Genomic DNA, 19,081 nt, shown 5'->3' on the forward strand with positions numbered 1-19,081 from the left:
CGGTGACCGCCGTCACTGACCAGAACCAAACGGAACAGGACCAGACGGAACACGTCCCTCTCCCGAAGGACAGCGCCACCAAGGACGACGACGAACGTGACGACAACACCTCTGCCGAAGCCGCTTCCGACAACGGCCTGCCCGTGAAGGGCGACCTGGCGGAGGAGAAGCCCAGCGGGGATGAGGGTTCTGCTATGGCCGACGGCGGAGAGCCCGGGAAGGGCGGGACATCCGCCGCGGACGAGGAGCAGCCGAGCGAGGGCCACGCGCGCGTGGAGGACGGGGGCGCGGGTGCTCCCGCGCGCGGGAGCACCCCACGCTCCGGCGGGGCCCCTTCCCGTCGTACGGAGCCCCCCTCCCGCACAAAGGCCCCCTCCCGCACAAAGGCCCCCTCCCGCGCGGAGTCCTCTTCCCGCGCGGAGTCCTCTTCCCGTACGGCCTCCCCGTCCGGCACGGATCCCGCGTCCGGCACCGAATCCGGGACCCCCTGGGACGACGGGCTGATCGCCCGGCGGGCGAACGAGACCGCCGCCGCTGAGCAGCCCGTCGTCGTGGAGAGCCGGACCTCCGGCCGGCAGGTCGTGATGCCGCTCGCCTACGACGGCCCGCTTCGGTCCCGGCTCGACGCGTTGCGCGAACTTGTCGGGCTCTCGCGCACCCGGCTCGACAGCAAGACGCTCGCCGAGGCCGGACGGGTGCTCGACGAGGCGGCGTCGAGGCGCAGGCTCTCCGGACAGCACACCGTCGTCGCCATCGCGGGCGCCACGGGCAGCGGCAAGTCGCAGCTGTTCAACGCGCTCGCCGGGGTGACCATCTCGGAGACGGGCGTACGGCGCCCGACGACCGCCTCGCCCCTGGTGTGCAGCTGGAGCGACGGTGCGGTCGGGCTCATCGACCGGCTCGGCATCCCGCCGCGGCTGCGGCGGCGCCCGGCGCAGAGCGCGGCGGCGGACGGGCAGCTGCACGGGCTCGTCCTGGTCGACCTGCCCGACCACGACTCGGCGGCCGTGGCCCACCGCGAGCAGGTCGACCGCGTTCTGGCGCTGGTCGACGCGGTCATCTGGGTCGTCGACCCGGAGAAGTACGCCGACGCCGTCCTGCACGAGCGCTATCTGCGGCCCATGGCGGGACACGCCGAGATCATGTTCGTCGTCCTCAACCAGATCGACCGGCTGCCCGGCGAGGCCACCGACCAGGTCCTCGACGACCTGCGCCGGCTGCTCGACGAGGACGGCATCGCGCTGGGCGAGCACGGCGAACCGGGCGCGACGGTGCTGGCGCTGTCCGCGCTCACCGGGGAGGGGGTCGGCGATCTGCGCGAGGCGCTCGGCCAGTTCGTGGCGGAACGCGGGGCCGCGGCGCGCCGGGTCGCGGCCGATGTCGAGGCTGCCGGATGGCGGCTGCGGCCCCTGTACGCCGCGCGTCGGCGGACCGGGCTCAGCGAGCAGGCGCGGGACGAGTTCTCCGCCCGGCTCGCGGACGCGATCGGCGCCACGGCCGCCGGCGAGGCCGCCGAACGGGCCTGGCTGCGTAACGCCAACCGCGCGTGCGGGACGCCGTGGCTGCGGCTGTGGCGCTGGTACCAGGACCGGGGCGAGCCCCCGACGGGACGCCTGTCCCTGCGCGCCCAGACGGACGAGGAGGCCACGGCCCGCCAGCGCGTCGAGCAGGCGGTGCGGACGGTCGCCGAACAGGCGTCGGCCGGGCTGCCCGCCCCCTGGGCGCAGGCGGTGCGCGAAGCGGCCGTACGGGGGGCTCAGGGGTTGCCCGAGGCGCTGGACGAGCTGGCCGCGCGGGCCGGACTGCCGCCGGGGCGGCCGCCGCGGCCGGGCTGGTGGCCGGCGGCCGTGCTGGTGCAGGCGTCCATGACGATCCTTCAAGTCGTCGGCGGGCTGTGGCTGGTGGGGCAGATCATCGGGGTGATGGCGCCGAACCTGGGTGTGCCGGTGCTGCTGATGGTGGCGGGCATCATCGGGGGGCCGCTCGTCGAGTGGGGCTGCCGGATCGCGGCACGCGGACCGGCACGGCGGTACGGCCTGGAGGCGGAGCGGCGGTTGCGGGAGGCGGCGGCCGGCTGCGGGCGGGCCCGGGTGCTGGATCCGGTGGCGGCCGAGTTGCTGCGCTATCGGGAGGTTCGGGAGCAGTACGGGCGTGTGATGGGGGTTGGGGGCGCGACGAGGTGAACCTCGGCCTGGGAGGCGGCCTTTGACGGCAGGGGCTCCCCTGCCGTGAGGGGGGCTCCCGCAAGGGCAGGACCCTCTGGGAGGGCGGGGGCGTCCTGGGGCCGCGGCCGTGGGTCACTCACTCGTCCGGGTGGCGGAGATATCCACAAGCGGGGGGTGATCCACAGGGCTCGGCGGGCTCGGCCCGGCGGAGGCAGTCTGGCTTCGCGGCGATCGCGACGGACGCGGTCGATAGCGGTGACGGCGGTGCACGTTCGCGGGCGTACCGGGGTGCGCGGCCGTCATGTCGGACGCAGCCGTACGGGACGGGCCCGTACGGGTATCCGCCCGGGCCGGAGCGGCCGGGTGAGGGAGGGGTTCGAGATGAACGAGACGATCATCTGCGCAGTGGGGAACGTGGCGACGCAGCCGGTGTACCGGGAGCTCGCCACGGGGCCGTCCGCCCGCTTCCGGCTGGCGGTGACCTCGCGCTATCTGGACCGCGGGAAGAACGAGTGGACCGACGGGCACACCAACTTCTTCACGGTGTGGGCCAATCGGCAGCTCGCCACGAACGCCGCCGGCTCGCTGAACGTGGGCGACCCCGTGGTGGTGCAGGGCAGGCTGAAGGTGCGTTCGGACGTCCGCGAGGGGCAGAGCTGGACCTCGGCCGACATCGACGCACTGGCGATCGGCCATGATCTCGCCCGCGGCACCTCGGCCTTCCGGCGCACTCCCAGGCCGGAGGCGGGCGTTGCCACGGCCCCCGACCGACCCGAGCCCGACTGGGAGACGACCCCGTCGGACAACGGCTCCCAACAGGCCCCGGAGCCAGCCGCGGTGACGTGACGTCAGTCACGCGCCACCCCTGGCCGAACTGCGGCTTATCGGCGAATGCGCTCCGGAACGACCCCGGTGGATTTGTCGATAAGCCCTGCTCGCAAGGGATCTTGGCGATAACGATTCCGAGTCGGATCGGCCCTCCGACGGGATCACAGGGAAGCGTGGTGCGCGGCGTACCTAGGATGCCGGGCATGACTCTCGGGGCTTGAAGACTCTGCTGGTGGGACCGTCCCCCCACGTCAACGGGCTCCGCTCGAAGGGGAATTCTGTGTTTGCTGCGTTCTCTGCGCTGTCGGTGCGGGGGCGGCGAGGGGCGGCCCGCCTCGCTGCCGCGACCCTGATGTCCGGGCTCGCCGCCGCTTCGGTGATGGCCGGCGCCGGCCCCGCCGCGGCCGCCGGAACGGCGGGCAGTGAGGGCGGAGCGACCGCCACCATAGGCGGCCTGAAGACATACGGCGCGGCGGTCGTCCATGCCGACTCCGGGGACCAGGAAATCTCGGCGGGCCTGTTCGAGATGTCCGTCGACGGTGGCGGCACCTTGCAGACGTACTGCGTCGACATCCACAACCCCACACAGCGCGACGCGCGTTACCGCGAGACGTCCTGGAGCGGCACCTCGCTGGGCGCCAACAAGGACGCCGGCAAGATCCGCTGGATCCTGCAGAACTCCTACCCCCAGGTGAACGACCTCGCGGCGCTCGCCGGCAAGGCGGGCGTCAAGGGCGGCCTCACCGAGGAGGACGCGGCGGCCGGCACCCAGGTGGCCATCTGGCGCTACTCGGACGGTGTGGACGTCGACGCCCTCGACCCGCAGGCCGAGCGGCTCGCGGACTACCTGGAGAAGAGCGCGCGGGACGTGGCGGAGCCCCGGGCGTCGCTGACCCTCGACCCGCCCGCGGTCTCCGGCCACCCCGGTGAGCGGCTCGGCCCGGTGACGGTGCACACCGACGCGGAGAGCGTGACGGTGGCACCACCGGCGGACGCGGCCGCCAGCGGGGTGCGGATCGTGGACAAGGACGGCAAGGCGGTCACGTCGGCGGTGGACGGCGGCCAGGTGTTCTTCGACGTGCCCGAGAAGGCCGCGGCCGGCCAGGCCGAGCTGACGGTGCAGGCGTCGACGACCGTGCCGGTGGGGCGCGCCTTCGCCGCCGAGAGCCGCAGCCAGACCCAGATCCTGGCCGGATCCAGCGAGTCGACCGTCTCGGCGACGGCGAGCGCGACCTGGGCGCGGACCGGCGCGATACCCGCGCTGTCCGCGGCGGAGAACTGCGACAAGGGCGGTGTCGACATCACCGCGGCCAATGAGGGCGACGCGCCGTTCACCTTCGAACTGCTCGGCATCGAGCACACCATCCCGGCGGGCGAGTCGCGGACGGTGACGGTCCCGCTGCAGGAGGACCAGGCGTACGACTTCACGATCCAGGGGCCGGGCGGCTTCGAGAAGCGGTTCAACGGTTTGCTGGACTGCATGACGCAGGTGACCGAGGCCGAGGCGGCGGGCCCCGCCACCCAGACTCTCAGCGAGCCGAGCCCCGCCACGGTCGGCACGCCATCCGACGACACCAACCTCGCCGCGACGGGCGGCTCCGCCATGACCCCCCTGATCGCCGGTGTGGCCATCGGCCTGGTCCTGATCGGCGGCGCGGCTCTGGTGGTCCTGAGGAAGAGGGAAGCGCCGAGCGGGGACTGAGCGCCGGACGACGCGTGTGCTCCCGAGCCGCCCGGCCGAGGAGCCGGTCAGGGGCCTGATCCACTTGCGTGGGTCAGGCCCCTGACGCCAGACACCGGTGCGTTGCCATCGGCGGGACCCATGGACCGTCTGCCCACGGCCCGTACTCCACCGGTAGGTCCTGCCCTGGGACACCGGCCCGCACCCGGCAGTCGATGCCGCGATCAGCCTTCACCGACCTGCGGACGCCTGCCGGGCTGCGTGGTGGGAAGCCCTTCGTGGAACGCGGGCTAGAAGGCGCTGCTGTTGCAGCCCATGGTCGAGCCGAGGTGGGAGTCCTGGCCACCCGAGTTGCCCTCGCCGTTGAGCGCGTTGCCCAGCACGCCGTTGAGCACGCCGACCTGGCCGAGGACGTCGAGGTTCAGGTCGTGCGACTTGCAGCTCGAGCTCTGCATGATCTTGTTGCCGTGACCGTCGAGGCCCTGGGCGGCGGCGGTGCCGGTGCTCAGGAGGCCGACGCTGCCCAGGGCGGCGACCAGAACGGAAGCCTTGCGAAGCTTGTGCATGTCATCTCCGGTGAAGTGAGGTGGTGTGCGAGTGGGTGCGATCCGTGATAGATCGACTTCGTTCAGCCACGGAAAGGTAATATGAAAAAACCTGATATGTCCGAAGGGCGCGCCGGAACGCGCGATCTCATCGCGAAACCACCCGGACGGCGACCAGGTCTGTGGGGAGGTTCCGCGGGATGCTTGTGCTGGGGCGTGCGCAGACCGAGGCCCTGATCGATATGGACGCGCTGATCGACGCCCTGGCCCCGGCCATGGCGGACCTCACTGCGGGCCGCGGCTCGGCGCCGGACCGGATCGCGGCGCTCGTGCCCGAACAGGAGGGTTTCCTGGCGGCCATGCCGGGCTACGCGCCGTCGGCCGGTGTGCTCATGACCAAGCTGGTCTCCCTCTTCCCGCGCAATGCCGGGACGCCGCTGCCGACCCACCAGGCGGTCGTCCTCGTTTTCGATCCGGCCACCGGCGAGCCGGCCGCACTGCTGGACGGTACGGCCATCACCGCGGCGCGGACGGCCGCCTGTTCGGCGCTGTCGGCGCGGCTGCTGGCACGCGAGGACGCGACGGTGCTGGCGATTCTGGGCACCGGAGTACAGGCCCGGTCCCACGTCCGTGCGATGTGCCGGGTCCGGCCCATCCGCGAGGTCCGGATCGCGGGCCGGGACCAGGCCGGAGCCGCCGCCCTCGCCGCTGAGCTGTCGTCCGTGACGGACGCCGAGGTGCGGGCGGTGCGGACCTACGCCGAGGCGCTCGACGGCGCGCACATCGCCGCGGCGACCACCCACGCCCTCGAACCGGTGGTCCGTCGTCCCTGGCTGACCCCAGGAGTCCACGTCACCTCGGTGGGCTTCAACCCGGCCGGCCGTGAGATCGACGACGCCACGATCGCCGATGCGCTGGTCTGCGTCGAATCGCGGCACGCCGCACTGGCCCCCTTCCCGGCGGGCAGCAACGACCTGCTGATGCCCATCCGGGACGGCGTCATCACAGCCGACCATGTGCACGCCGAGCTGGGCGAACTCGTCTCCGGCAGCAGACCGGGCCGCACTTCGTCCGACGAGATCACCCTGTACAAGTCGGTCGGTGTGGCCGTCCAGGACGCCGTTGCCGCCGCGCTGGTCGTCACCGCCGCGCGCGAGCGGTCGGTCGGCGAGCACATCGACCTGGCGTGAGCCTTCAGCAGCGAGTCTCGCGTCGGATCGCCACCATCGCGGCGTCGTCGCCCAGATGCCCTCCCGGCGTGTGGGCGAGGAGGTCTTCCCGCAGATGGCGCAGAAGCCCTTGGGGCTCGCCCTCGAGAACCGCGCGCAGCCGCTGGGCCAGTGGATAGAAGACCCCCGAGCCGTCGCGGGCCTCGATGACGCCGTCGGTGTACAGCAAGAGGGTGTCGCCGGTCTCGAAGGGGAAGGCCTGTGCGGCGAAGGGAAGGGCGGCGAACTCGGTGAGCCCCAGAGGAGGGGCGGGATCGCTCACCTCGAGCGAGATGACCTCGCCCCGGTGCAGCAGCAGGGGCGGTGGATGACCGCAGTTGATCAGGTACAGGACCGGTGTGCCGTCGGGGATGTCCAGGACCGCGGTGGTGATGAACGCTTCGCTGGGGGAGCCGGATGCGGATACGGCTGCTTCCGGGTCGTCCAGGTCCGAGGAGACGGTTCCGTCCAGGTAGGTGACCAGTGCGGCAAGGTCGGCCTGCCGGTGGGCGGCGGAGCGGAAGGCGCCGAGGAGGAGAGCGGCGTCCCCGATCGCCTCCAGGCCCTTGCCCCGGACGTCCCCGACGATGAACCGGGTCCCCTGCGCGGTGCGCGCCGCTGCGAACAGGTCGCCGCCGATCTGCGCCTCGGCTTCTGCGGCCAGGTAGAGCGAAGCGATGCGCAGCGGGCCGATCCGGCGCGGCAGCGGTCGTATGACGACCTGTTGGGCGGCCTCCGCCACCGAGCGCAGCTGCATCAGCTCCTTCTCGTGTCGCTCGCGCCGGTGTGCGAACAGCGTGACGAACACCGAGATCAGCACGAGTGTGGTGAGCTGGAAGGTGTGGTTGAGGTCGGTGAGGCTGGTGCGCACGCCGGCGGCCACGGCCTGGGCCAGGACCGCGATTGCACCGACGCACGCGGTGGTCCGGGGGCCGGCGAACGATGCCGTGATGGCGGGGGCGGCGGCCAGGAAGGGCCCGAGGTGCACTTCGGAGGGCGCGAGGACGTCGCTCACCGTCACGATGACGATGAGCGCGAGCGGCACTGCCAGCAGAGCCTGAGGTGGCTCCCATGATCGCCGATGACTGCCGGGCAGTCGTCGAGCACCCATGAAACCTGGATACACCCCTCTGCCGCCGCACACCTCCGCTGACTTGTGCGACCGAGGCCGTGGGATTCACGCCGCGCCCGGCGATCGGCCGTCATACCGCTCGACGACGACCGACAGCGACGGACGAGCCACCGCCCTCGGGGCGAAGCCCCAGGTCAGGGCCCTCCGGTTATACGGGTTACCACCCAAGGGTGGACGTCGGGCAAGATGGGGTGTATCTGCCCACTGCCAGATTTCAAGCTGCCGGACGGTTTCTCTTGGCTGAGTTCATTTACACCATGCGCAAGGCGCGCAAGGCGCACGGCGACAAGGTGATCCTCGACGACGTCACCCTGAACTTCCTCCCCGGAGCGAAGATCGGCGTCGTCGGCCCGAACGGCGCCGGTAAGTCGACCGTTCTGAAGATCATGGCGGGGCTGGAGCAGCCGTCGAACGGTGACGCGTTCCTGTCTCCCGGGTACAGCGTCGGGATCCTGATGCAGGAGCCCAAGCTGAACGAGGAGAAGACCGTCCTGGCGAACGTCCAGGAGGGTGTCGCCGAGATCAAGGGCAAGCTCGACCGGTTCAACGAGATCGCCGAGCTCATGGCCACCGACTACTCCGACGCGCTGCTCGACGAGATGGGCAAGCTGCAGGAGGAGCTCGACCACGCCAACGCCTGGGACCTCGACGCCCAGCTGGAGCAGGCCATGGACGCGCTGGGCTGCCCGCCCGGCGACTGGCCGGTCGTCAACCTCTCCGGTGGTGAGAAGCGGCGTGTGGCGCTGTGCAAGCTGCTGCTCGAGGCGCCCGACCTGCTGCTCCTCGACGAGCCCACCAACCACCTCGACGCCGAGTCCGTGAACTGGCTGGAGCAGCACCTCGCCAAGTACGCGGGCACTGTTGTCGCCATTACCCACGACCGGTACTTCCTCGACAACGTCGCCGAGTGGATCCTCGAGCTCGACCGCGGGCGTGCGTACCCGTACGAGGGCAACTACTCCACGTACCTGGAGACCAAGCAGACCCGTCTCAAGGTCGAGGGCCAGAAGGACGCCAAGCGGGCCAAGCGCCTCAAGGAAGAGCTCGAGTGGGTGCGCTCCAACGCCAAGGGGCGTCAGGCCAAGTCCAAGGCGCGTCTGGCCCGCTACGAGGAGATGGCCGCCGAGGCCGAGAAGATGCGGAAGCTGGACTTCGAGGAGATCCAGATCCCGCCGGGCCCGCGACTGGGCAACATCGTCGTGGAGGTCAACAACCTCAGCAAGGCCTTCGGCGAGAAGGTCCTCATCGACGACCTCTCCTTCACGCTGCCGCGTAACGGCATCGTCGGTGTCATCGGCCCGAACGGCGCCGGCAAGACGACCCTCTTCAAGATGATCCAGGGTCTGGAGACGCCCGACGCCGGCAACATCAAGGTCGGCGACACCGTCAAGATCTCCTACGTCGACCAGAGCCGCGAGAACATCGACCCGAAGAAGACCCTCTGGGCGGTCGTGAGCGACGAGCTCGACTACATCAACGTCGGGCAGGTCGAGATGCCGTCCCGCGCGTACGTCTCCGCCTTCGGCTTCAAGGGCCCGGACCAGCAGAAGCCGGCCGGTGTGCTCTCCGGCGGTGAGCGCAACCGCCTGAACCTCGCGCTCACCCTCAAGCAGGGCGGCAACCTGCTGCTCCTCGACGAGCCGACCAACGACCTCGACGTCGAGACCCTCTCCAGCCTGGAGAACGCGCTGCTCGACTTCCCGGGCTGCGCCGTGGTCGTCTCCCACGACCGGTGGTTCCTGGACCGCGTCGCGACGCACATCCTCGCCTACGAGGGCGACTCCAAGTGGTTCTGGTTCGAGGGCAACTTCGAGTCGTACGAGAAGAACAAGATCGAGCGGCTCGGACCGGACGCCGCGCGTCCGCACCGCGCCACCTACAAGAAGCTGACCCGGGGCTGATCGATCTTGCGCCACCTCTACCGCTGCCCGCTGCGCTGGTCGGACATGGACGCGTACGGCCATGTCAACAACGCGGTCTTCATTCGCTACCTGGAGGAAGCCCGTATCGACTTCCTCTTCCGTCCGGAGAAGGACTTCAAGCAGGGGTCCGTGGTGGCGCGCCACGAGATCGACTACAAGCGGCAGCTCGTCCACCGGCACCACCCCGTGGACATCGAGCTGTGGGTCAGTGAGATCAGGGCCGCGGCCTTCACCATCACCTACGAGGTGAAGGATGACGACCTGGTCTATGTCCGGGCCTCGACGGTGGTCGTGCCGTTCGACTTCGAGACGGAACGGCCGCGTCGGATCACCGCGGAGGAGAAGGAGTTCCTCCGCGAGTACATGGACGACGCGGCCGACGAGGAGGAGGCCGTCGCCGCATGACGGTGCTCCACCTCGCCGACGAGGGGGAGGCGGCGGATCTCGCGGCCTTCCTCTCCCGGCTGCTCCACTACGACCGCTCCGCCGCCGTGCGCCTACAGGCGGCCGGCACCGCACTCGCCGTCTTCGGGCGGCCGCCGTCCTTCGAGGTCCTGGCGATCCGCGCGGCGCGCCTCGCCAAGCCGTACGAGAACGGGCTCGACGTCACGCTCGACGTGACCGTGTCCGCGGGTGAACTGCTGGAGTCGGTCGACGAGAAGGCGGCTACCGCCGTCGTACCGGCTGCCGTGACCGGTCCTCCGTGGGCCGGGGTGCTGCCGCCGCGCGGGGGCTGGCGGGGGGAGCCGGGGCTGCCGGCGCCCACCGAGCTGCGGGCCATGGTCGGCGCGGCCGTCGCCGAATTCCGGGCCCGGACACAGGAACTGGCACCCGAGGGGCGTACGCGGGCCGAGCTCGACCGGATCGGGCGCGAGATCTGGTCCCGGACGGTCGGGGAGACGCGGCTTCCGGTACGGGCCGTGCACGCGGCCCAGTCGCTGGGCTTCCTGCGGCCGGGCCAGGAAGAGGTGGGGCTGCTGTCCTCGGGGGCGTGGCTGCGGCTGCGCACGCCCTACGGGTCGATCGCCGTACGCCGGGCGGGGCTGGGGGCGCTGGACGTCAGCGTCCGCTGATCGGTTGCTCAGCCCGCCGTGTTCACCATCGACGCCGCCGCGTACGTCAGGTAGTTCCACAGCGTCCGCTCGTGCTCCTCGGAGAGGCCGAGCTCGTCGACGGCGACCCGCATGTGCTTCAGCCAGGCGTCGTGTGCCGCCCGGTCCACGGTGAACGGGGCGTGGCGCATGCGCAGGCGGGGGTGGCCGCGGTTCTCGCTGTACGTCGTCGGGCCGCCCCAGTACTGGATCAGGAACTGGGTGAGCCGCTCCTCGGCCGGCCCCAGGTCCTCCTCGGGGTACATGGGCCGCAGAAGCGGGTCCTCGGCGACACCCTCGTAGAAACGGTGGACGAGGCGGCGGAAGGTCTCCTCCCCGCCGACCTGCTCGTAGAAGGTCTGCTCCTGAAGCGTGCCGCGCCGAATCTCATTCACGTCACCCATGGTCTCAGACGGGGCGGACCAGGACTCAAGGCCTAGGACTGCCCGGCACTCGCCTCCTGCCGCCCGTCGCAGCACAGTGGACGTATGAGCACGCAGGATCTCGACAGGGACGCCGGGGAACTCGCCGACCTCGCCGCCTCGGCGCGGGCCGCGCTGGTGCGCGAGATCGACGCGAGCGGGGCCTGGGCCGACGACCCCGTCTGGCGTGATGTCTTCGCGGCCGTTCCGCGGCATCTGTTCGTGCCGTACTACTACGTCGGCGTCACCGGCGGCTACGAGCGGCGCTGGGGCCAGAGCCCCGACCCGGCGGCGCGGGAGCGCTGGGTGCGCGGCGCGTACGCCGACACCCCGCTGGCGACGCGGCTGCGCGACGGCGAGCTGGTCTCCTCCAGCAGCCAGCCGTCCCTGATGGCGATGATGCTGGTCGCGCTGGAGGTGGAGGATGGCGACAGAGTCCTGGAGATCGGCGCGGGCACGGGCTACAACGCCGCCCTGCTCGCCCACCGGCTCGGCGACGACGACCTCGTCACGACCGTCGACCTGGAGCCGGAGATCACCGAGTCCGCCCGGCAGCACCTGGCCGCCGCCGGACACCACCCCGTCGTCGTCACCGGAGACGGCGCTCGCGGCGTGCCCGAACGCGCCCCCTTCGACCGGATCATCGCGACCTGCACCCTGCCGTCGATCCCGCGCGCCTGGCTCACCCAGTGCCGCCCCGGCGCCCGCATCCTGACGCCGCTCGCCACCGGCCTGGTCGCCCTCGCCGTACGCGACGCCGAGCACGCCGAAGGGCGCTTCTTGCACACGCCCGCCTACTTCGTGCCGCTGCGCGGCGGCAGCCGCTCCGAGTCGGGGTCCGCGCATCTGGGCGGGCTGCCCCGCCGGGCCCGTGATCACGAACTGTTCCGCTTCCTGCTGGCACTGACCCGCGGCAGCCTCGATCCACAGGAGGCGTACGCGCTGTGGGAGCGCGAGGGACAGCCGCGGCGCGAGCGGTACGGGATCACGGTGAGCGGCGAGCACGAGTGGGCGTGGCTGGACGACCCGGAGGGGCCGTACGCGTGGGCGCTGCCCGGCTGACATGCCGGGAGGCCGGAACACGGCGAGGGGGCGGTCGTACGGCGAGAAAGTGCCGTACGACCGCCCCCTCGCCGTTGGCGGGAAACCTAGCCGCGCCGGATGGTGATCGTCGTCCAGGCGCCGACGTGCACCCGGTCGCCGTCCTGCAGCGGTACCGGCACGAACGGCTGGATGGGCTCCTCGGCGCCGTTCACCGTCGTGCCGTTCGTCGAGTTCTGGTCGACGACCGCCCAGCTGCCGTCGGGCTGCTGGACCAGGACCGCGTGCTGGTGCGAGACGCCCGGGTCCTCCGGCGGCACCGACAGGTCGATGTCGGGGGTGTCGCCGGTGGAGTGGCGGCGGCGGCCGATGGTGATCTGGTTGCCGGTGAGCGTGCGCTGCTGCTCGGGCGAGTACGCGGGCAGGTTGAGGCCCGCGGCCTCGGGGCCGGAGCGCTGCATCATCGCCATGAAGTAGTCGCGGTCCGGACCGATGGTCGCCGTCCAGGTCGCAGGCTGCTGCGGGTAGCCCTGACCGGGCGACGGCGGGGCCTGGGTCGAGCCGGGCTGCGGGTAGCCGTACCCGCCCTGAGCGGGGCCGGGGCCACCGGGAGCGCCGGGGCCGCCGGGGCCCGACGTCGGCGGGGAGATCACCCAGTCGTCACCGCCGCCGAAGGACGGGCCGCCCTGCTGCGGAGGACGGTGGGTCTCCTGCGGGAACCCGGGCGGGGCCGGCGGGCCACCGGGGGCGGCCTGCCCTGGCTGCTGGAACGCCTGCGGAGCACCGCTGGTCGCACCCGGACCACCGGGCGGGGTGGGGCCGGGCGGCGGCGGAACGGGCCGCGACGGGTCGCCGCCGAAGCCGGAGGGGCCGTTGCCTCCCGGTCCGCCGGGGCCACCGAAGCCGCCAGGACCACCCGGCCCGCCGGGGTTGGGGCCGCCCGGACCGCCGGGACCAGGACCGGGGCCGGGGCCACCGGGACCGCCGGGCGGCGGGAAGCCGTAGCCGCCGCCGGGGCCGCCAGGACCAGGACCACCGGGACCAGGACCGGGACCAGGACCACCCGGGCCGCCATGGCCGCCGGGACCACCCTGGCCACCAGGTCCACCCGGACCTCCCGGCCCCTGCGGCTCCGCGCCGAACGGCGGGATCGGTTCCGCGGGGCGGTTCACCTGGGACGGGCGCGAGCCCTGGTACTCGTACGAGTCACCGCCGCCGTACGACGGCGGGGGCCCCGACTGCTGCTGGAAGTGAGAGGGCAGGCCCGGGCCGCCGGGCGCCGGGGGGCGCGGAGCGGCGGGGGTGTACGACGTCGCCGTGTTGGTCAGGAAGTTCCACCGGCACTCCTCGCAGAACGGAGCGCCGCCCTCACGCGGCGTACGGCACTGCGGGCACAGCTCGGGCTCCGGTGCGGCGGACGGGTGCGGACGGCCGCCCTGCTGACCGGCGTTCGGGCCGCCGAACGGACCGCCGGGACCGCCAGGGCCGCCGGGCGGCGGGAAGCCGTAGCCACCGCCGGGCGGGGGTGGCGGAGGGGGTGGAGGTACGGCACCGGCCATGCGGTGACCGCAGACCTCGCACCAGTCGTCGGAACCCGACTGGTGTCCGTTCGGGCAGGTCGGCATGTCGGCGCGTCCCTCCTTCGTTCCTTCTAGGTCACTTCTTTACACGAACAGTCTTTGTCGACCGTGTCTCGAGAGTCATCTCGTCGGCCTCCGCGACCTTCGCCTTCAGTCGCACAGTACCTGCCGCGGCATCGACCACGTCCACCACCTTCGCAAGGAGTTTCGCCGTATCCGCGTTTCCGGAGGCGCTGGCGAGCTGAACGGCCCGGCCGAGTTTGGCCGTTGCGCCGTCGATATCGCCCGCTTTGCGCAGATCCAGCCCTTGCTGGATGGCTTGTGCCAGTTCGGCCTGGCCGGTGTAGTGGGCCACCTGCGGGTTGATCGACGTCGACGCGGCCATGTCGTCGGTCCATACGGCCCGTACGAGGCCCTGGGCGCCCAAGTTCCGCGCGCTGCCGTCGGGTTGCGGGACGACCAGGGAGACCCGGGCGGCGAGCATCTCCTGACCGAGGCCGGCGGCCGGGACTTCGACGCAAACGTGGTAGTCACGGGACTCGTCGCCCCAGGAACCGGTGGGGTAGTCACCGGCGCGCGGGCCCGCCTCCGTGCGGCGGTCGGTCAACTCCTCGACTGTCGGGGCGACTTGCTTGACGTACTTGATGGTCGTGCCCACCGGTGTCCACACCCGCAGGGCGACGTCCGCGACCTCCTTGCCCATCGCCGTCTCCATCATCTGCGTGAAGTCGGCGGCGAGACCGGCCGGATCGGCGACGATGTCGGCGCTGCCGAGCAGGGCGGAGGCGATCGCTGTGACTTCTTTCACTTCCCAGTCGGTGCCCACGCCACGGGCGTCACAGGTGAACCGTCCGGCACAGGCGTCGAGCGCGGCCCGCAGGTCCTCGGGCGACTCGTGTTCGTTGCGGCCGTCGGTGAGCAGGATGCCGTGCCGGATGGCGACGTCGGCCGAGGAGAGCAGGCGGTCGGCGAGGCGCAGCCAGGTGCCGATGGCCGTGCCGCCGCCCGCGCTCAGCCTGCGCAGGGCCTGCTTGGCCTCTTCGCGGCTGGTGGCGTCGGCGACCGCGAGCCGGCCGCCTCCCGGATAGACCTCCTTGGCCACGTGCGTGCCGCCGATCACCGCGAAGTGCACGCCGTCGCGCAAGGTGTCGACCGCGGCGGCCGTGGCGTCGCGGGCGTTGCGCATCTTGGTCGGCGGGTAGTCCATCGAGCCCGAGCAGTCGACCATGATCGCCACGGCCGCGGACGGGCCCTGCCCCGGTGCGTAGAGCTGGGGCGCCGCGACCGCGCTTCCGATCGTGCCGCCTCCGGTCGCGGTCACCGTGACGATCGCGTTGACCTCACGACCGCCCTCCGGCAGGTACTCGTTCTGGTACACGTCCACCGAGAACTGTGGCGCATTGGACTTCGAGAAATTGGCCATGCGTTCTCAAATCCCCCTAAAGAACCCCATGGTGGAGCCATGGATGTCGACGGACCGGTCCCCTCCGGTCCGGTGAGGCCTCTCCCCGCAGTGCGGCCTCAGGCCGATCCTGCCCCCATCGGCGGTGCCGGGAACGGCAGGACGGCCACTGTTACGTTGTCGTGGCCCCCGCCGTCGAGCGCGTGACCGACCAGCACCCGGGCGCTGTGCAGGGGGCGCGCGACGGCGTCGAGGGGCACGACCTCGGCCATGTCCTCGGCCGCCTCCGCGTAGTTCCAGAGCCCGTCGGTGCACACCACCACCACACCCGGACGGTCCGGCTTGAAGGAAGCGGTGTGCGGCTCCAGTTCGTAGGCGTCCGCGCCGAGCCAGCCCGTGATGGCGTGGGCGCGCTCGTCGGCGTACGCCTCGGCCTCGTTCATCAGGCCCGCGGCGACCATCTGCGCGGCCCAGGAGTCGTCCTCGGTGAGCCGGGCGGGCGGCGTGCTGCGGTCCAGCGGGACCCAGTAGGCGCGGCTGTCACCGACCCAGCCGACGATCAGCAGCTCGGGTGTCACCACCGAGCCGACGATCGTGCAGGCCGGGGCGTTCTGGTGCGGGCCCTGCTCGCGGGCCGTGGCCGGTTCGGCGGCGAGCGCGTTGACCGCGTTCGAGGCGGCGACGATCGCTTCGTGCAAGGCCTGCTGCGGGTGCGTGCCGCGCGGCAGGGCGGCCAGCAGCGACTCGCTCGCGGCCCGGGACGCGGCCATCGAGGCGTCGTCGGGGCGGGTCGCCGAGGACACGCCGTCGCAGACGATCGCCAGGACAGCGGGCCGGCCGTCGGGCAGCGCGGTGCAGCCGACGGCGAATGCGTCCTCGTTGCGGTGGTGGCGCAGTCCGCGGTCGCTGACGGCGGCGACCGGGCCGGCGTCCTGCTCCATGTGGTCGCGCTCGCGCGGCTGGGCGTGGCCGCAGTTCTCGCAGTACCCGTCGTGGTCGACGCGGCCCGCGCGGCAGGCCACGCACACCTTGGCACCCTCACGCTGGTTCGGCAGGTCGGCGACGCGCGGGTCGGGCGCCTGCAGCGGGTACTCCTCGGGCTCGGCCGGGCGGTCGAACCGCACGCCGGAGGCCGGGGAGACGGGGGAGCCGGTCGGGGCGGGGGGAACGGCGGGGCCGCTCACCGCCGGGGGCACCGGCGGGGCGGGCGGCGGTGACTGCGGGGGCGGCGGCGTGCCCGGGGGCCGTTCGTGGCCGCCGGAGCCGGTGCCCTGGAAGTCCGCCGGCAGCTGGGTGGCCGCCGGGGTGGCGGCGCCGGCCGCTGTGGGGGCGACTGGCCGGTCCGGCCCGGGCGTGCCCCCGGCAGGGGACGGCACCGAGCCGTTCATGGCGATGGTCGGATGGTCGTCCGGCCGTACGGGCACGGCGGACAGGTCGTATCCGCACGCACCGCAGAAACGGTCACCCGACTCGAGCGGCCATTCGCAGCTCGGGCAGGCGGACAACTGGGGCATCTGCGACATCAACTACACCCACGTCCGGGGGCGGTAACGGTTGGCACGTTCCACCAGGTCGATCCTCTCCTCGCCGCCCCGTGCGAGCCGGGCCAGCGTGCGGTACGAACGCTCCAGACCGAAACGCAGTCCCCGCTCGTCCAGGCCGCTGCCGAGCAGCGTCCGTCCTCCGGGGGTGGGCGGGGCGGAACCCTGGCCCCCGGAGAGTATCCAGTCCAGCGCGCAACCGAGGACTTCCGCCGACAACTGCTCCCGGCGCGCCGGATCCAGACCGTACGCGTCCAGCGCCTCGACCTGGCCCGCGGCGGCGGTCACGTCCTCCAGGAACGGTACGTCGGCGGCGACGGCCGTGCGTCCACGCAGCCGGGCGCGGACGGCCGCCACGCGAGCGGCCGTGTAGTGAATGGAGCTCTCCGGAACGGACTCCAGGGTCCGTACGGCGCCGCGGCGGTCACCGGCCGCCAGCTGGACGCGGGCGAGACCGAAGGCGGCGCTCACATAGCTCGGGTCCGTCGACCACACGAGGCGGTAGTACTCCGCCGAGTTGTCCAGCTGGCCCAGCACCTCCGCGCACAGGCCGAGGGCCAGCTTGGGGGCGGGCTCGCCGGGGAAGGCGTCGTAGATCGCGTCGAAGGCGAGCGCGGCGCCCTCGTGGTCGCCGGTGACGAGCGCGGCCACGCCGCGGTACCACACGACCCGCCAGTCGTCGGGCCGCTCGTCCTCCAGCTTCAGCAGGGTCTCGTGGGCGGTGGCGGTGTCGCCGTTCTCCAGCCAGGCGCGCACCTGCCGCAGCCGCGTCTCGGTCGACGGCGCCGACGCGGCGGCGAGAGCGCCGAGCAGTTCGGCCGGCGCGGTCGTCATCAGGCCCGCGAGGAAACCGGCGTTGGGGTCGGAGGGGTCGACGTGGGGGACGGGGAGCGCGAGGGCGGCGGTGGGGGTGTTGACGCCCTTGACGATGCTCGGGGTGCCGACCTCGAGAGCAGGGGAGCCGGCAGCCGGAGTGGGGAGCCCCTTCCCCGGGCGTGCCACCCGTGCCCCCAGCCGCGACACCTCCCCGTCCAGTTTGGGGAACAGCTCGGTGTCCGTGACCCGCACCTCGGGCCCGAACAGCGTCGACAGCGACGGCCTCGCCCGCCCCGTCTGCAGCGAGACGACCTCGCGCAGGACGCCCGTCAGCTGCTCCGTCATCTCCTGCGCGGAGGCGAAGCGGCGGGCCGGGTCGGGGTCGGTGGCGCGGACCAGGAGGCGGTAGAAGGACTCGTACTGGCGAAAGACCTCGATGTGGTCGGGGTCGGGCAGCGAGTCGACGTAGACGTTCGTGTAGCCCTGGAAGTCGAAGGTGAGGACGGCGAGGGTGCGCGCGACCGTGTAGAGGTCGGACGCCACCGACGGGCCGACCTCCGCGACCTCCGGCGCCTGGTAGCCGACCGTGCCGTAGATGGCCGACTCGTCGTCGTCCATCCTGCGCACCGCGCCCATGTCGATCAGCTTGAGCTGGTCCTCGGTCTGGATGGCGTTGTCGACCTTGAAGTCGCAGTACAGCAGGTTGCGGCTGTGCAGATGGCCGAGGGCCTCCAGCGCCTCGATGCCGTACGCGCACGCCTGCTCGACGGGCAGCGGGTCACGCTTGCCGCCCGTGGTGCGGCGGCCGTTGGCGATCTCCTTCAGCGACTTGCCGCCCACGTACTCCATGACGATGTAGCCGTCGAGGGAGCCCGTGCGCTGGTCGAGGTGCTCGACGAAGTTGTAGATCCGCACGATGTTGGCGTGCTCGATCTCCGCGAGGAAACGCCGCTCGGAGATCGCCGCCGCCATCGCGTCCTGGTCGCCGGTGTCGAGCAGGCCCTTGAGCACCACCCAGCGGTCGGAGACCGCGCGGTCCACGGCGAGGTAGATCCAGCCGAGGCCGCCGTGCGCGAGGCAGCCCACGACCTCGTACTGGCCGTGCACGATGTCACCGGCCTTCAGCTTCGGCACGAAGGAGTACGGATGCCCGCACTTGGTGCAGAACCCCTCCGTACGGCCCGGCCGGTCGCCGCGCGCCCGGCCGACGGGCGCGCCGCAGTCCGAGCGCGAGCAGAACCGCTTGCGCTCCGGCACCTCCGGGTTCTCCAGCACCATCGCGCGCGGGTCGGGGCGCGGCACGTCCGGGACCTGGACCAGACCGGCGCCCAGGCGGCCGCGGCCGCTGGAACCGGCGGTGGAGCCGGAGCTGCGCACCGACACCGAGCGGCCCGAGGAACGGCCCGACAGGGAGCGGGAGAGCCGGCCCGACACCGAGCGCCGGGACTTCGACGACTGCGACGACGTACGGGAACTGCCGCGGCCGGTGGAGCGGGAGCTGCCGCTGCCCGCCGAGCCGCGCGAGCTCTTGCCGCCGCCCGTCACGCCGGTGGACGGCGAGCCGACCGCGCCGGTCGCCGAGACGACCGGGGCGAGACCGCAGGTGTCGCAGTACAGCTCGCCGCCGCCCACGTCCTCGTACGTCCCGCCGCAGTCCGGCCGCTGGCAGCTCTGCTGTGCCTGACTCATGACGACGCCTCCCCCCTG

Annotated in this window: 15 protein-coding genes; 8 read left to right on the forward strand and 7 right to left on the reverse strand. The window is 72.2% G+C overall.

Annotation, left to right across the window (positions count from 1 at the left end):
* The first annotated feature begins 2 nt into the window (after window positions 1-2).
* The 3 genes from ACIBU0_RS41605 (at window position 3) to ACIBU0_RS41615 (ending at window position 4,695) form a co-directional block, all read left to right on the forward strand.
* The gene (locus ACIBU0_RS41605) at window positions 3-2,183 is read left to right on the forward strand and encodes a GTPase (protein WP_398829378.1); all 2,181 of its coding nucleotides are present in this window, start codon (window positions 3-5) and stop codon (window positions 2,181-2,183) included.
* A gap of 363 nt (window positions 2,184-2,546) precedes the next feature.
* A complete protein-coding gene (locus ACIBU0_RS41610) occupies window positions 2,547-3,011 on the forward strand; it encodes a single-stranded DNA-binding protein (protein WP_398829380.1) in 465 nt (154 codons plus the stop codon).
* Window positions 3,012-3,273: 262 nt separating this feature from the next.
* Entirely contained in the window at window positions 3,274-4,695 is a 1,422-nt protein-coding gene (locus ACIBU0_RS41615; protein ID WP_398829382.1) for a Cys-Gln thioester bond-forming surface protein, read from the forward strand.
* A gap of 269 nt (window positions 4,696-4,964) precedes the next feature.
* Here the strand turns inward: ACIBU0_RS41615 and ACIBU0_RS41620 are convergent, their stop codons facing one another.
* Entirely contained in the window at window positions 4,965-5,240 is a 276-nt protein-coding gene (locus ACIBU0_RS41620) for a hypothetical protein (protein WP_398829385.1), read from the reverse strand.
* A gap of 179 nt (window positions 5,241-5,419) precedes the next feature.
* Here ACIBU0_RS41620 and ACIBU0_RS41625 point away from each other — a divergent pair, with 179 nt between their 5' ends.
* Window positions 5,420-6,409, forward strand: coding sequence for an ornithine cyclodeaminase family protein (locus ACIBU0_RS41625; protein WP_398829386.1), 990 nt, complete (start codon window positions 5,420-5,422; stop codon window positions 6,407-6,409).
* Between the two features lie 4 nt (window positions 6,410-6,413).
* Here ACIBU0_RS41625 and ACIBU0_RS41630 read toward each other — a convergent pair whose 3' ends face one another.
* Window positions 6,414-7,538: a PP2C family protein-serine/threonine phosphatase gene (locus ACIBU0_RS41630; RefSeq protein ID WP_398829389.1), complete on the reverse strand. Its 1,125-nt coding sequence runs from the start codon at window positions 7,536-7,538 to the stop codon at window positions 6,414-6,416.
* A gap of 257 nt (window positions 7,539-7,795) precedes the next feature.
* Here ACIBU0_RS41630 and ettA point away from each other — a divergent pair, with 257 nt between their 5' ends.
* The 3 genes from ettA to ACIBU0_RS41645 are packed head-to-tail and all read left to right on the forward strand — an operon-like array spanning window position 7,796 to window position 10,554.
* Complete coding sequence (gene ettA, locus ACIBU0_RS41635) at window positions 7,796-9,460, forward strand: energy-dependent translational throttle protein EttA (protein WP_398829391.1); 1,665 nt, start codon at window positions 7,796-7,798, stop codon at window positions 9,458-9,460.
* 6 nt (window positions 9,461-9,466) lie between these two features.
* Complete coding sequence (locus tag ACIBU0_RS41640; RefSeq protein ID WP_398829393.1) at window positions 9,467-9,886, forward strand: acyl-CoA thioesterase; 420 nt, start codon at window positions 9,467-9,469, stop codon at window positions 9,884-9,886.
* Window positions 9,883-10,554 (forward strand): hypothetical protein, encoded by a 672-nt coding sequence (locus ACIBU0_RS41645; RefSeq protein ID WP_398829395.1) that lies wholly within the window; start codon window positions 9,883-9,885, stop codon window positions 10,552-10,554. Before ACIBU0_RS41640 ends, ACIBU0_RS41645 begins: the two co-directional genes overlap by 4 nt.
* Window positions 10,555-10,562: 8 nt before the next feature.
* On the opposite strand, the gene ACIBU0_RS41650 is transcribed toward ACIBU0_RS41645, so the two are convergent.
* On the reverse strand, window positions 10,563-10,976 hold the full coding sequence (locus ACIBU0_RS41650) for a globin (RefSeq protein ID WP_398829397.1): 414 nt from the start codon (window positions 10,974-10,976) through the stop codon (window positions 10,563-10,565).
* Between the two features lie 84 nt (window positions 10,977-11,060).
* Between ACIBU0_RS41650 and ACIBU0_RS41655 the strand changes: the two genes are divergently transcribed.
* Window positions 11,061-12,056, forward strand: coding sequence for a methyltransferase domain-containing protein (locus ACIBU0_RS41655; RefSeq protein WP_398829399.1), 996 nt, complete (start codon window positions 11,061-11,063; stop codon window positions 12,054-12,056).
* 86 nt (window positions 12,057-12,142) lie between these two features.
* On the opposite strand, the gene ACIBU0_RS41660 is transcribed toward ACIBU0_RS41655, so the two are convergent.
* From ACIBU0_RS41660 to ACIBU0_RS41675, 4 genes are all read right to left on the reverse strand, one after another.
* Window positions 12,143-13,660 (reverse strand): FHA domain-containing protein, encoded by a 1,518-nt coding sequence (locus tag ACIBU0_RS41660; protein ID WP_398829401.1) that lies wholly within the window; start codon window positions 13,658-13,660, stop codon window positions 12,143-12,145.
* A 31-nt stretch (window positions 13,661-13,691) separates the two neighbouring features.
* Window positions 13,692-15,038 (reverse strand): VWA domain-containing protein, encoded by a 1,347-nt coding sequence (locus ACIBU0_RS41665; protein WP_398829404.1) that lies wholly within the window; start codon window positions 15,036-15,038, stop codon window positions 13,692-13,694.
* A gap of 98 nt (window positions 15,039-15,136) precedes the next feature.
* Window positions 15,137-16,543 (reverse strand): PP2C family serine/threonine-protein phosphatase, encoded by a 1,407-nt coding sequence (locus tag ACIBU0_RS41670; protein ID WP_398829406.1) that lies wholly within the window; start codon window positions 16,541-16,543, stop codon window positions 15,137-15,139.
* Entirely contained in the window at window positions 16,544-19,063 is a 2,520-nt protein-coding gene (locus ACIBU0_RS41675) for a tetratricopeptide repeat protein (RefSeq protein WP_398829408.1), read from the reverse strand.
* Window positions 19,064-19,081 lie beyond the last annotated feature (18 nt).

Source organism: Streptomyces sp. NPDC049627 (genome assembly GCF_044465645.1).
In the GTDB taxonomy this organism is placed as follows: domain Bacteria; phylum Actinomycetota; class Actinomycetes; order Streptomycetales; family Streptomycetaceae; genus Streptomyces.